Below are 13,288 nucleotides of genomic sequence, written 5' to 3' on the forward strand. Positions count from 1 at the left end.
TCGGCGGGGGTCTGAGCACCGATCTCGGCCTCCACCTGGCGTGGGTTTCGGCCCCAAATTGACGCGCGGGACCACCCGTGATGCGCGCGGACCGAATCGCCGGTTAACGTGACGAGGTTGGCCGGGCAATCAGGGGAGGTTGGCGCCGCATGGTGAGCAGACTGTCGGCGTCCGACGCAGCGTTCTTTCACTTGGAGAACACTGCGACCCCGATGTATGTCGGGTCGTTGGCGATCCTGCGTAAGCCGCGCGCCGGCTTGAGCTACGAGACCCTCTTGGAGACCGTCGAGCGCCGTCTGCCACAGATCCCGCGCTACCGGCAGAAGGTCCGCGAGGTGACTCTCGGCCTGGCCCGGCCGGTGTGGGTGGACGACCGGGACTTCGACATCACCTACCACATCCGGCGCTCGGCGCTACCGTCTCCGGGCAGCGATGCGCAACTGCACGATCTCATCGCCCGCCTGGGTTCCCGGCCGTTGGACAGGACCCGTCCGCTGTGGGAGATGTATCTGGTCGAGGGGCTGGCCAAGAACCGGATGGCGATCTACACCAAGACCCATCAGGCGCTGGTGAACGGGATGACCGCGCTCGAGATCGGTCATGTGATCGTCGATCGCACGCAGAAGCCGCCCGAGTTCGGTGAGGACATCTGGATTCCGGCTCGCGAACCCAGTGACCGCCAACTGGTGCTCGGCGCCGTCGGGGAGTGGATCACCCGGCCCACCAGCCAGCTGGCCGCCCTGCGGGACACGGTGACCGAGGTGGCCACCAGTGCCAGCGAGTTGGCGGCGGTGGGCCGGCGGGTTGCCGACGTGGCGCGGACGGTGGCGCGCGGCACCGCGCCCAGCAGCCCGCTGAACACCCGGGTTTCGCGTAACCGCAGGTTCTCGGTGGACCACCATCGGTTGGAGGACTACCGGCTGGTGCGGGCCCGCTACCACTGCGACATCAACGACGTCGTGCTGGCGGTCGTGGCCGGCGCGCTGCGCAACTGGCTGCTGTCGCGCGGGGAGCCGGTCACGCCGAGCACCACGGTGCGGGCGATGGCGCCCATGTCGGTGTATCCCGACGTCGAACTGGACTCCGCGGGCCCCGGGCAGGCCATCAGTGAGGTATCGCCGTTCCTGGTCGACCTTCCGGTGGGCGAGGGCAACGCGGTGGTGCGGTTGTCACAGATCGCCCACGCCACCGAATCGCACTCGTCGGCGGCCAGTCTGGTCGATGCGCGCACCATCGTGACACTGTCCGGATTCGCGCCTCCGACGTTGCACGCCATGGGTATTCGCGTGGCCACCGGATTCTCGGCGCGGCTGTTCAATTTGCTGATCACCAACGTGCCCGGGGCGCAGAAGCAGATGTACATTGCGGGCACCAAACTGCTCGAGACCTACGCGGTGCCGCCGCTGCTGCACAACCAGGTCCTGGCAATCGGCGTCACGTCGTACAACGGCATGCTGTACTTCGGCATCAACGCCGACCGCGATGCCATGAGCGATGTCGAGGTGTTGCCGAGCCTGCTGCGCGAATCGCTGGACGAACTGCTGGACGCGGCCAAGTAGCGGCGGCTGACACGCTGCTGGCAAACACCGGCAGATATTTGACCTGGGCCACGGTTCGGGGTCTGATGAATTCACCATGGCCGCTGAGATACGAAAAAGCAGATCCGACAAGCACACGCACGAAGTCAAGAAAACAACAGAGAAGGCGCTGAAGTCGCCGACAGGCGATGTCGTGCCGCATCACCCCGTGCTCGACGTACCGGTCGAGCAAAAGGCCTACACGCGCCGCGCGGGCGTCGACTGGGTGGTGTTCGGCGTCACCGCCGCGATCGCGGTGGCATTCCTGGTCTGGGGATTCGTCAGTACCGACTCGCTGGCAACCGCGTCGGCCAATGCGCTGAGTTGGGTGATGGCCGACGTCGGATGGTTGTTCGTCCTGACCGCGTCGGGATTCGTGGTGTTCGTGATCTGGCTGGCAATGAGTCGTTACGGCAACATCCCGTTGGGGCGTGACGACGACGAGCCGGAGTTTCGCACGGTGTCGTGGGTGGCGATGATGTTCAGCGCCGGCATGGGGATCGGCCTGATGTTCTTCGGGGTGTCCGAGCCGCTGTCACACTTCGCCTCTCCGCCGCCGCGCACCGGAGGGCCGGGCAACCCCGCCGCCGCCGAGACGGCCATGGCCACCACGATGTTCCACTGGACGCTGCACCCGTGGGCCATCTATGCCGTCGTCGGCCTGACCATCGCCTACGGCGTCTACCGCAAGGGCAGGCTGCAGTTGGTCAGCGCGGCATTCGAGCCGTTGCTGGGTAAGCGGGTCAACGGGCCGTGGGGCAAGGTGATCGACATGCTGGCGATCTTCGCCACGTTGTTCGGGTCGGCTGCCTCACTTGGCCTGGGCGCCTTGCAGATCCGCAGCGGCCTGCAGATCGTCGCCGGCGTGGGCGAGGTGGGAAACGGCATATTGATCGGTGTCATCACGATCCTGACCGTCGCATTCGTGCTGTCCGCGGTCTCGGGTGTGGCCCGCGGTATTCAGTGGCTGTCCAACATCAACATGGTGCTGGCGTTGGCGATGGCGCTGTTCATCTTCCTGGTCGGCCCGACGATGTTCATGCTGAACATGATTCCGACGGCGATCGGCAGCTACGTGGACCAGCTGGCGCAGATGGCGGCCCGGACCGGTGCCGAGGGCCCGGTCGTCAGCGCCTGGTTGCAGGACTGGACCATCTTCTACTGGGCGTGGTGGATCTCCTGGACCCCCTTCGTCGGCATGTTCATCGCCCGGATTTCCCGTGGCCGCACCATCCGGCAGTTCGTGACGGGGGTGCTGCTGGTGCCCAGCGTGGTCTCGGTCGTCTGGTTCTGTGTGTTCGGTGGGGCCGCGATCTTCGAGCAGCAGAACGGGGTGGACCTGGCCGGCATGGGCAGTCAGGAACGGCAGTTGTTCAGCCTGCTCGGCGAGTATCCGATCGCGACGGTCACCAGCGTCGTGGTGATGATCCTGGTCGCCATCTTCTTCGTCTCGGGTGCCGATGCCGCGTCGATCGTGATGGGCTCGCTGTCCGAGCGCGGCACCATCAAACCGACCCGGCCCACGGTGATCTTCTGGGGCGTGGCCACCGGTGCCGTGGCGGCGGTCATGCTGCTGGTCGGGGGAGCCGACGCGCTGAACGGCCTGCAGTCCATCACCATCATCGTCGCGGTGCCGTTCGTGCTGGTGATGATCGGGTTGGCGGTGGCGCTCGTGCGTGACCTGCGCCGGGATCCCATGGTGGTCCGTCGCGAATATGCGCTGGAGGCGGTCAACAGCGCAGTGGTCTCCGGGGTCACCCAACACGGCGACGATTTCGTCATCGCGGTGGAGAAGGATCCGAACGCCGATCGCGTCGAAGACGAAAAGGAGACCGGCGCCGGTTAATCTCGCGGGGTGCGCGTCTACATTCCGACGACCCTGGTCGCCCTGCAGCAGCTGGTTGCCGACCGTCAACTGTTCGTCGTGAACGGGACGGCCTTCGCGGTCACCCCGACGCTGCGCGAGGCCTATGCCGAAGGTGACGACGACGAGCTCGCCGAGGTGGCGTTGCGCGACGCCGCACTGGCCTCGTTGCGGCTGCTGGCCGGAGTGCCGCCGGATGCGGGTCTGCCGCCGCGGCGCGCGGTGGTGGTGGCCGACACGGGCGCAGACATCCAGGTGACCGTGCGCCCTGACCTCGATGACGCCGTGGTGCGGCTGTCAGGCCCGGTGCCGATCGACGCCGTCGTCGCGGTGTACGTCGACAACGCTGACGCCGAGCAGGCGGTGCTGGCCGCGGTCGATGTCATCGATGAGGCCGATCTCGGCGACGAGGACGCGGAGTTGACCGTCGGCGATGCCCAGGACCACGACCTGGCCTGGTATGCGCCTCAGGAACTGCCGTTCTTGCTCGAACTGCTCTGAACGCCTGACCGGCGAGCGCCGACGTACGACTGGCTACGAGGCAGTAACCTACGGTACCGTAGGTTCATGGCCAAGAACTCCATCAAGGTCTCGGCCAATGTGGCCGATACGGTGCGTCCCACCATCGCCGGTGCTGAGCGACGTCCGGGTTGGCATGCCTTGCGCCGGATCGTGGGGCAGGTGACCACGCCGCTCCTGCCCGACGATTACCTCAAGTTGGCCAATCCGTTGTGGTCGGCGCGCGAGCTGCGCGGCCGGGTGGTCGAGGTGCGTCGGGAAACCGCCGATTCCGCGACGCTGGTGATCAAGCCGGGGTGGGGATTCTCGTTCGACTATCAGCCGGGCCAGTACATCGGTATCGGCGTGCTGATGGACGGGCGCTGGCGGTGGCGGTCGTATTCGTTGACCTCGACGCCCGAGCGCGCTGCCGGAGCTGGGGCGCGCACCATCGCGATCACGGTCAAGGCGATGCCCGAAGGTTTCCTCTCCACGCACCTGGTCGACGGATTGCGGCCCGGCACGGTGGTCCGGTTGGCCGCGCCGCAGGGCAATTTCGTGATGCCGGATCCGGCCCCGGCGTCGGTGTTGTTCCTCACGGCCGGTTCGGGCATCACCCCGGTGATGTCGATGCTGCGCACCTTGGTGCGCCGCGGTCAGATCACCGACATCGTCCATGTGCATTCGGCGCCAACGGAATCCGACGTGATGTTCGCCGCGGAGCTGGCCGAGCTGCACGAGGCCCACCCCGGGTATCGGCTGTTGTTGCGCAGCACCCGCACCGAGGGTCGGCTGAATCTCTCGCACCTCGACGACATCGTCGCCGACTGGCGCGTCCGGCAGGCCTGGGCGTGCGGGCCGGAGGGGATGCTCAACGACGCCGAGCGGGTCTGGGCGGCGGCCGGGATCGTCGACAACCTGCATCTGGAACGGTTCGCCGTGTCGCGGGCTGCCCCGCACGGCGCTGGGGGCACGGTGACGTTCGAGCGCAGCGGCAAGGAGGTCGCCGTCGACGGCGCGACGCCGTTGATGGACGCCGGTGAGCAGGTCGGCGTGCGGATGCCGTTCGGCTGCCGGATGGGTATCTGCCAGTCGTGTGTGGTGGGTCTCGTCGACGGGCACGTTCGGGACCTGCGGACCGGTGTCGAGCACGATCCCGGCAGCCGGATTCAGACCTGTGTTTCGGCGGCTTCCGGCGACTGTGTTCTGGACGTCTAGACTTTACTGACTGGTAACCTACGGAGTCGTAGGTTACGCTACCGTAGGTAAAAGAGAGGAGGCTGACGATGGCAATTACCGACGTTCCCGCATTCGCGCATCTGACCGATGCCGACATCGAGAACCTGGGCATAGAACTCGATGCGATCCGGCAAGACATCGAAGACTCCCGCGGTGAGCGCGACGCGCGCTACATCCGCCGTACCATCGCGGCGCAACGTGCGCTCGACGTCGCCGGCCGCGTCATGCTCGCGGCGAGCTCGAAGCGTTCCGCCTGGTGGGCCGGAACCGTCACTCTGGGCGTGGCCAAGATCATCGAGAACATGGAGATCGGCCACAACGTCATGCACGGCCAGTGGGACTGGATGAACGATCCCGAGATTCACTCCTCGTCGTGGGAGTGGGACATGAGCGGGGCGTCCAAGCACTGGCGGTTCACCCACAACTTCATGCACCACAAGTACACGAACATCCTCGGGATGGATGACGACGTGGGCTACGGCGTCATCCGCGTCACCCGCGATGCCAAGTGGAAGCCGTTCAACCTCTACGGCAATCTGCTGTTCAACACCCTTCTCGCCATCGGTTTCGAGTGGGGCGTGGGGCTGCAGCACCTGGAGCTCGGCAAGATCTTCAAAGGCCGCGACAACCGCAACGCCACCCTGATCCGCATGCGTGAGTTCGGCGTCAAGGCCGGACACCAGCTGGCCAAGGACTACGTGGTGTGGCCGGCGCTGACGTCACTGTCGCCGGGTGCGACCTTCAAGTCGACGCTGAAGGCCAACGCGGTGGCGAACGTGATCCGCAACGTGTGGGCCAACGCGGTGATCTTCTGCGGCCATTTCCCTGATGGCGCAGAGAAATTCACCAAGACCGATATGATCGGTGAGAGCCGCGGACAGTGGTATCTGCGCCAGATGCTGGGCAGCGCCAACTTCGACAACGGCCCGGTGCTGGCCTTCATGAGCGGCAACCTGTGCCATCAGATCGAGCATCACCTGTTCCCGGATCTGCCGAGCAATCGGTACGCCGAGATCGCGGTCCGGGTGCGGGCCCTGTGCGACAAGTACGACCTGCCCTACACGACGGGTCCCTTCTTGGTGCAGTACGGGAAGACCTGGCGCACCATCGCCAAACTGTCTCTGCCCGACCGGTTCCTGAAGGACACGGCCGACAACGCGCCGGAAACCCGCAGCGAGCGGATGTTCACCGAGCTCGACGGATACGGTGTCACCGACCCGGCCACCGGGCGTCGCCGCGGCCTGAAGACCGCCATCGAGACGGTCCGCGGCTGGCGTCGCAAGTAGCTCCTCGAACGTGAGCCTGTTGTCGAGAATCCGCGGAGAAATCGACAACAAGCTCACGTTCGACGCACAGCTTCCTGGCAGCCGGCGCTCATACGCTTCTGCTCGTGAAGAAGTTGCTCGTGGCCGTGGTGCTGGGTGTTTCGGCGCTTCCGGTGGGCGTTCTGGCCACCGGCGTCGCCGCAGCCGATGACTATGCCGGCCAGAAGTATTCCGATGTGCAGTCGGAACTGGCCGACGCCGGGATGAAAGGCGTGGTGGCTTCCCGGTCGGGCGATTCAGTGTCCGACGACGACTGCGTGGTGACCCACGCCGAGAAGGCGCACTGGCACAAGGGCGACGATTTCAAGCCCGTCACCGACACCGAACTACTCAACCTCAACTGCAACGCCGGGGTGGCCACCGCCAAGACCCCGGGCAATTCGGCCGCGAGCCCCGAGGGCCGTGCGGCCATGGCGGCGGCCAAGCAGGAACAGCAACAGCAACAGCAGGCCGCCGCCGAGGCCAAGTCCAAGCACTGACCCCCCACCTGCGCGAGCGTGCGGGTTTGCTGCTCGACACGCCGTCAACTGTCGGCATTTTGCGCACCCTGGCAGCGCGTCACGAATCGATCTGCCACACCCTCGGCCAGTCCTTGCCCCGCAGCGCGGCGTCGATGCCACCGTCGACGAAGATGACCGACCCGACAAAGTAGCCCGCCTCGGGCCCCAGCAGGAACGCCACCAGCGCGGCTACCTCTTCGGGCCGTCCGCCGCGTCCGGCGGGAATGGTCTTGAGGAATTGCTCCATCCCGGCACCGGTCAGCGGGTCCGTGCGACCCTCCTGGGTCATCGGGGTGTCGATGAGACCGGGCGCGATCGCGTTGAGCCGGATGCCCTCAGCGACGTACTCCGCGGACTTTGTGCGCGCGTAGTACGCCAGCGCGGCCTTGGTTGCCGGATACGCCTGCAGCGCTGCGTAATCGCCGTAGGTGGCGGCGACGGCGTTGGCGCGGGCCTCATCGCCGGCCAGACAGGCCTCGGCCAGTTCGGCCGGCCAATTCGGCTGGGTGGTGGTCGAATTCGAGCTGATCAGCACCACCGATGCGGTCTCGGCTCGGGCCAGCAGTGGCCGAAGCCCTTCCAGCAGCTCGATCGCGCCGAAGTAATTGACGGCGATCAGCAGATCCGCCGGCCGGCCGGTGGCGGCGGCCAATCCGGCGAAGGGGACAAAACCGTCGAGGCCCGCGGCGGCCAGCTCGGTGACCTTCGCGATCGCCTCGGCTCGCCCGTCTGCGGTGCTCAAATCCGCGTTCACATCGGCATCACGCAGGTCCACGCCGATCACCCGGTGCCCGTCGGATTCCAGTCGCGTTTTGGTGGCGGCACCGATGCCGGAGGCGCTGCCGGTCAGAACGTAGGTAGCCACGATGTCGACGATAGCTGTCCGGCGCCGTGCACCGGTGGGCCTTCAGGCCTCCGTCAACACCGCCAGCAGACGCCGTGCGGCGGCGACCCGGTCGGCGGCCGGGCCCGAGAGCGTGTCGAGCGCACACTCGGGATCAGCGGGCGGTCCCATGTGCCCGCAGCCGCGCGGACAGTCGGCGATGGATTCGGCCAGATCCGAGAACGCCAGCAACACATCGTCGGGTTCGATGTGGGCCAGCCCGAACGACCGGATCCCGGGCGTGTCGATCACCCACCCCTGGCCGTCGAGCGGCAGCGCGACCGACTGGGTGGAGGTGTGCTTACCCTTGCCCACCCCGGAAACCTCACCGGTAGCCCGGTCTGCCTCGGGGACAAGACGATTGACGAGCGTGGATTTGCCGACGCCGGAGTGCCCGAGGAAGACCGTGACCTGATCGGTCAGCAGGGGGGCCACGGCGTCGAGCGGATCTTCGCGGCCCGCGGTGACGATGGTCAGGTCCAGGTCCCGGAACTGCGCCGCGAACGGCTCGGGTGCGGCCAGATCGGATTTCGTCAGGCACAGCACGGGTTTCAGGCCGCCGGCATACGCGGCGATCAGCGCCCGTTCGACGAATCCGGTGCGTGGCGGCGGATCGGCCAGCGCCACCACGATCAGCAGCTGATCGGCATTGGCCACCACGACGCGCTCAGTCGGATCGGTGTCATCGGCGGTGCGGCGCAACACCGTTCGGCGTTCACCGCGGCGCACGATCCGGGCCAGGGTGTCCGGGCGGCCGGACAGGTCGCCGACGATGTCGACGGCGTCGCCGACCACGATCGGGGTGCGCCCCAGCTCACGGGCCCGCATCGCGACCACCCGGTGATGTGGGTCGCGATCGAGCGCGCAGCCCCAGCGGCCGCGGTCGACGGTCACCACCATCGCCGAACGGGCGTCGGCGTGGTCCGGGCGGATCTTGGTGCGCGGACGGGTACCGCGGCCCGGCCTGATCCGGACGTCGGACTCGTCGTAATCCCGCGCTCCCAAGGTGGCTTACTTCCCCCTTTTTTGTGGGCCAGCGGGCGGGTCGCCGGCCAGCATCTGCACCCACATCAGCGGGAAGTCGGGCAGTGTCTTGGCGGTGGTCTCGATGTTCTCCACGGCCACGCCGGGCACCCGCAGGCCGACGATCGCCCCGGCGGTGGCCATCCGGTGATCGGCGTAGGACCGCCAGGTGCCCCCGTGTAGCGGCCGGGCGGTGATCACCAGCCCGTCGTCGGTTTCGGCACAGTCACCGCCGAGACCGTTGATCTCGGCCGTCAGGGCTGCCAGCCGGTCGGTCTCGTGCCCACGCAGATGCGCGATGCCTCGCAACCGCGAAGTGGCGCCTTCGCGCGCCAACGCGGCCAACGCGGCCACCGTCGGCGCCAGTTCACCCACATCATGAAGGTCGGCGTCAAATCCGTCATAGCCATCTGCGCCGGTGACCTCGAGATATGAATCACGCTGTTGGACAGTCGAATTCACCTTTGTCAACAGGTCGAGGATGGTGTCGGCCGGTTGGATGCTGGCCGCGGGCCAACCGGCGATCCGCACGGTGCCGGCAGTGACGATCGCGGCGGCCAGGAACGGTGTGGAGTTGGACAGGTCCGGCTCGATACTCCATTGCCGTGCGGCGACCGGTCCGGGGGACACCCGCCAGCGGTTGGGGGCAGAATCGTCGACCTGCACGCCGGCGTCGCGCAACATCGCGACCGTCATCGCCACGTGCGGAGCCGAGGGCACCGACGATCCGGTGTGCACGATGGTCAGCCCGTCGCTGAACGTGGCGCCCGCCAGCAACAACCCGGAAACGAACTGCGAGGAGCCCGACGCGTCGATCTCGACGGTGCCGCCGGACACGGTGCCACGGCCGCGCACCACGAACGGCAATCCGTCGCCGTCCACGTCGACACCCAGCCCACGCAACCCGTCGAGCAGCGGTGCAATCGGCCGGGCCCGGGCCTGCTCGTCACCGTCGAACGTGACCGATGCGGTGCTCAGCGCCGCCACCGGCGGCACGAACCGCAACACCGTGCCGGCCAGCCCGCAGTCCACCCGCGCATCGGCAGCAGGGTCGATGCGGCCGGCGACGGTCAGCTCGGTTGGGTCGTCCGCGGCTTCCTGAACCGTGACGCCCAGCGTGCGGACCGCGTCGATCATCAGATCGGTATCGCGGCTGCGCAGTGCATTGCTGATCGTGGAGGGCCCCTGCGCGGTGGCCAACGCGGCCAGCACGAGCGCGCGGTTGGTCAGCGACTTCGAACCGGGCACCGTCACCGTCGCGTCGACCGGGGCCGTCGCCGACGGAGCCGGCCAGTGCGTCATCTGCTCCTCACGTCCGCTCACGAGCTATATCCTGCCTTGTCCGCGGATTCTGCAACCATGGGCACTATGTGTGGACGTTTCGCGGTGACCACCGATCCGGCGCTGTTGGCGCAGAAGATCCAGGCAATCGACGAGTCGGCATCGAGCGCGGGCGACAAGGACCTGCCGGGTGCCAACTACAACGTGGCGCCGACGACGACCATCACCAGCGTCGTCAAACGACACACCGAACCCGAGGACTCCTCGACGCGCCGGGTCCGCTCGATGCGCTGGGGCTTGATCCCGCCGTGGGTGAAAACCGGCGAGGACGGCAACCCGGACACCAAGGGGCCGTTGCTGATCAACGCGCGTGCCGACAAGGTCACCAGCTCGCCGGCATTTCGTAACTCCGCCAAGAGCAAACGCTGCCTGATCCCGATGGACGGCTGGTACGAGTGGCGGCCCAACCCGGACGCAGGCAAGAAAGCCAAGACGCCGTTCTACATGTACGGCGCCGACGGTGAGCTGCTGTTCATGGCGGGGCTATGGACCACCTGGCGTCCGCAAGGCGCGCCGAAAGACGCGCCGCCACTGCTCAGCTGCACCATCATCACCACCGACGCGGCCGGACCGCTGGCCGAGATCCACGACCGGATGCCGCTGACCATCAGCGCACCCGACTGGGACCGTTGGATGGATCCCGACGCCCCGATCGACGAGGGGCTGCTGCGCGGGCACGGCGACCTCGATCGGATCGCCGTGCGGGAGGTGTCGCGTCTGGTCAACAATGTCCGCAACAACGGCCCGGAGCTCATCGAGCCGGCCGAGCCCGAGGAGATGGGACTGTTTTGAGCGGGATCGTCGGAAGCGTCGACCTTGGCCTTGTCGACGCGATCGGTGCCGATCTGCGGTCGGCCGGCTACACCACCGATGGGGTCGCCGACCTTCTCGGCGACGCCGGGACCGCGCTGGACCGCGGGGTGTGGTGGCCGGTCCTGCGGGTCACGCACGCGGCCCCGGCCGAGCTGCGGCGACTGGCCGTGTTGGTGCGGCTGTTGCTGCTCGGCACCGCGGAGCCGGCCGAACTGGTGGGTGCGGCGTTCCCGTCTTCCAGCCTGACGGCGTTGGTCGACGCCGGTGTGCTCGAGTTCGCCGGCGACAACATCCGGTCCGTTCTGGACATCCGCCCGCACAGCGACGGAACCCGCGATTTCTATGTGGTGTCCGACCAGGACGCCGCGCTGCGGCGGGGGCCACTGCGTCACGATCATGTGCTCGGCATCGGCGGTGCGTCGATCTCCCTGGCCCGGGCCGTCACGCGCAACCCCGTCGGTCGGGCGCTGGATCTCGGTACCGGATGCGGCATCCAGGCGTTGCACTTGAATGCCCATTGCGACGAGATCGTCGCAACCGACACCAACGAGCGCGCGTTGGCGCTGGCGGCGATGACCGCTCGGCTGAGCGGTATGTCGTGGGACCTGCGGTGCGGCAACATGTTCGAGCCGGTGGCCGGTGAACGGTTCGACCTGATCGTCTCGAATCCGCCGTTCGTGGTCGGCTCGGGTGCCCGCGATTACATCTACCGGGATTCCGGGTTGGCCGGAGATGCGTTGTGCCAGAGCCTGATCGAGCAAATCGGCGGATATTTGAATCCGGGCGGCACCGCGCACATCATGGCGAACTGGATCGTGCGGGAGGGTCCAGAAGGCACTGGAGGCACGGGCACCGACTGGCGCGACCGCGTCCGCGGCTGGCTGGCCGGCACCGGCCTGCACGCCTGGGTGGTGCAACGCGAGCTGGCCGATCCGCTGAGCTATGTGTCGCTGTGGCTGGCCGACGCCGGGGAAGACCTCGACCGCCAGGCCGACCGCGGCGGGCAATGGCTCGACTGGTTCAGCGAGGAAGGTATCACCGGCGTCGGCATGGGCATGATCTCGTTACGGGTTCCGCGCGCCGGGGAAGCGCCGGAGCAGATCCTCGAAGAGATCACCGGGGCCGACGAGGCGCTCACCGGATCTGAGGTGGACGCGTTCTTCGGCCGTCGCGCCTACCTTCGGGGCACCGGCGACGACGCGCTCCTGGCTGCCCGATTGTCCACGGCGCCGGTCTTTCTCGAAGAACAGTCGCTGCCCGGGCCCAACGGCTGGCAACAGGTCGGTGCGGCCGTGCGCCGACCCGGTGGGCCGGCCGCGGTCATCGGGGTGGACGAGGTGATGCGGGCCCTGCTGGCCGGGTGCCGCGGTGAAGTGCCGTTGGGCACGCTCATCGAACTGCTGGCTGCCCACCATGGGGTGGATACCGACGCCTTGGCGCAGGCGGCGCTGCCGGAGGTCCGAGAGGCGATCGGACGCGGAATCCTCTATCAGGCAGAGTGAGTGCGCGTTGCGGTGGCGATCAGGTAGGGGCTGCTGAACGACACCTGGCCGGTGTGGTCGGCGTGCGCGGTGAGCGCAGCCTCGAAGGCGGCGAGCAACTGCCGGCGCTGGTCCGGGCTGATTCGGCCCAATAGGTCGACGTGCATGGGGGATTCGTGCTCGAGGAAGTACATCGCGTCCGTGACCGAGCCGAACGTCCAGGTGTAGCGGGCGGTGTCGATGTCGATGTCGGTGAAGGCCCGGGACAGCCGATCGCGCACCGTATCGCTGTCGCCCCATTGATCGGGGGAGTGGCTCAACCCTTGTGGCGCGCCGAGCGTTTCGAGGATCGGGGTGGAGAACGGGCTGCCCACAGAATCGCGCACCCACGCCGAGAAGCCGAATATCCCACCGGGTTTCAGCACGCGGGCAACCTCGTCGACGAGTCGTACCGGCTCGACGAAGATGATGCCCATGTTCGACACCACTGCGTCGAACGTCGAGGCGGAAAGACCGGTGTCGGCGGCGTCGGCCACCACCCACTGGACGGCGCCGGCACCCGGTCGGCTCATCGCGACCTCGATCAGATCGGCAGTGAGGTCCACACCGGTGACCCGCGCTCCGGCGGCCGCGGCGGCCAGTGCGGCGTTGCCGGTCCCGCACGCCAGGTCGAGCAGTGATGCGGCCTCGTCGAGTGCGGCCTGCACTCCGTCGAGCTCCATCACACCTTTGGTGTAGGTCACC

The 13,288-nt window shown here is 67.4% G+C and carries 12 protein-coding genes; 8 read left to right on the forward strand and 4 right to left on the reverse strand.

The genetic code is table 11. The features are described 5' to 3' along the window. Window positions 1-149 precede the first annotated feature (149 nt). The 6 genes from A5733_RS26325 (at window position 150) to A5733_RS26350 (ending at window position 6,982) form a co-directional block, all read left to right on the forward strand. The gene (locus tag A5733_RS26325; RefSeq protein WP_067770920.1) at window positions 150-1,559 is read left to right on the forward strand and encodes a wax ester/triacylglycerol synthase family O-acyltransferase; all 1,410 of its coding nucleotides are present in this window, start codon (window positions 150-152) and stop codon (window positions 1,557-1,559) included. A 76-nt stretch (window positions 1,560-1,635) separates the two neighbouring features. Continuing rightward, a complete protein-coding gene (locus tag A5733_RS26330; RefSeq protein WP_067770919.1) occupies window positions 1,636-3,423 on the forward strand; it encodes a BCCT family transporter in 1,788 nt (595 codons plus the stop codon). Between the two features lie 9 nt (window positions 3,424-3,432). Continuing rightward, window positions 3,433-3,942, forward strand: coding sequence for a hypothetical protein (locus A5733_RS26335; protein ID WP_067770917.1), 510 nt, complete (start codon window positions 3,433-3,435; stop codon window positions 3,940-3,942). A 66-nt stretch (window positions 3,943-4,008) separates the two neighbouring features. Further along, the gene (locus tag A5733_RS26340; RefSeq protein WP_067770916.1) at window positions 4,009-5,157 is read left to right on the forward strand and encodes a ferredoxin reductase; all 1,149 of its coding nucleotides are present in this window, start codon (window positions 4,009-4,011) and stop codon (window positions 5,155-5,157) included. A 68-nt stretch (window positions 5,158-5,225) separates the two neighbouring features. Then, a complete protein-coding gene (locus tag A5733_RS26345; protein ID WP_067770915.1) occupies window positions 5,226-6,464 on the forward strand; it encodes a fatty acid desaturase in 1,239 nt (412 codons plus the stop codon). A gap of 104 nt (window positions 6,465-6,568) precedes the next feature. Continuing rightward, the gene (locus A5733_RS26350; RefSeq protein ID WP_076242214.1) at window positions 6,569-6,982 is read left to right on the forward strand and encodes a hypothetical protein; all 414 of its coding nucleotides are present in this window, start codon (window positions 6,569-6,571) and stop codon (window positions 6,980-6,982) included. 79 nt (window positions 6,983-7,061) lie between these two features. Here the strand turns inward: A5733_RS26350 and A5733_RS26355 are convergent, their stop codons facing one another. The 3 genes from A5733_RS26355 to aroA are packed head-to-tail and all read right to left on the reverse strand — an operon-like array spanning window position 7,062 to window position 10,211. After that, entirely contained in the window at window positions 7,062-7,868 is an 807-nt protein-coding gene (locus A5733_RS26355) for an SDR family oxidoreductase (protein ID WP_067770910.1), read from the reverse strand. Between the two features lie 42 nt (window positions 7,869-7,910). Beyond that, window positions 7,911-8,891, reverse strand: a complete 981-nt coding sequence (gene rsgA / locus A5733_RS26360; RefSeq protein ID WP_076242215.1) for a ribosome small subunit-dependent GTPase A — start codon at window positions 8,889-8,891, stop codon at window positions 7,911-7,913. Window positions 8,892-8,897: 6 nt separating this feature from the next. Further along, the gene (gene aroA / locus A5733_RS26365; protein ID WP_067771005.1) at window positions 8,898-10,211 is read right to left on the reverse strand and encodes a 3-phosphoshikimate 1-carboxyvinyltransferase; all 1,314 of its coding nucleotides are present in this window, start codon (window positions 10,209-10,211) and stop codon (window positions 8,898-8,900) included. Window positions 10,212-10,277: 66 nt separating this feature from the next. On the opposite strand from aroA, the gene A5733_RS26370 reads away from it, so the two are divergent. Both A5733_RS26370 and A5733_RS26375 read left to right on the forward strand, forming a co-directional pair. Continuing rightward, window positions 10,278-11,042 (forward strand): SOS response-associated peptidase, encoded by a 765-nt coding sequence (locus A5733_RS26370; RefSeq protein WP_198938936.1) that lies wholly within the window; start codon window positions 10,278-10,280, stop codon window positions 11,040-11,042. Next, window positions 11,039-12,565 (forward strand): methyltransferase, encoded by a 1,527-nt coding sequence (locus A5733_RS26375; RefSeq protein WP_369830982.1) that lies wholly within the window; start codon window positions 11,039-11,041, stop codon window positions 12,563-12,565. The genes A5733_RS26370 and A5733_RS26375 overlap by 4 nt, the downstream gene beginning before the upstream one ends. Here the strand turns inward: A5733_RS26375 and A5733_RS26380 are convergent. Further along, a partial coding sequence (locus A5733_RS26380; protein ID WP_142254221.1) for a class I SAM-dependent methyltransferase occupies window positions 12,553-13,288 on the reverse strand: 736 nt, incomplete at its 5' end. The genes A5733_RS26375 and A5733_RS26380 overlap by 13 nt on opposite strands.

It is taken from the genome of Mycobacterium sp. NS-7484 (genome assembly GCF_001953975.1).
In the GTDB taxonomy this organism is placed as follows: Bacteria; Actinomycetota; Actinomycetes; order Mycobacteriales; family Mycobacteriaceae; genus Mycobacterium.

Bases quoted from the DNA above. Each gene is read 5' to 3' on its own strand.
- A5733_RS26325 (WP_067770920.1), top strand. From the start codon at position 150: ATGGTGAGCAGACTGTCGGCGTCCGACGCAGCGTTCTTTCACTTGGAG.
- A5733_RS26330 (WP_067770919.1), top strand. From the start codon at position 1,636: ATGGCCGCTGAGATACGAAAAAGCAGATCCGACAAGCACACGCACGAA.
- A5733_RS26340 (WP_067770916.1), top strand. From the start codon at position 4,009: ATGGCCAAGAACTCCATCAAGGTCTCGGCCAATGTGGCCGATACGGTG.
- A5733_RS26345 (WP_067770915.1), top strand. From the start codon at position 5,226: ATGGCAATTACCGACGTTCCCGCATTCGCGCATCTGACCGATGCCGAC.
- aroA (WP_067771005.1), bottom strand. From the start codon at position 10,211: ATGACGCACTGGCCGGCTCCGTCGGCGACGGCCCCGGTCGACGCGACG.
- A5733_RS26370 (WP_198938936.1), top strand. From the start codon at position 10,278: ATGTGTGGACGTTTCGCGGTGACCACCGATCCGGCGCTGTTGGCGCAG.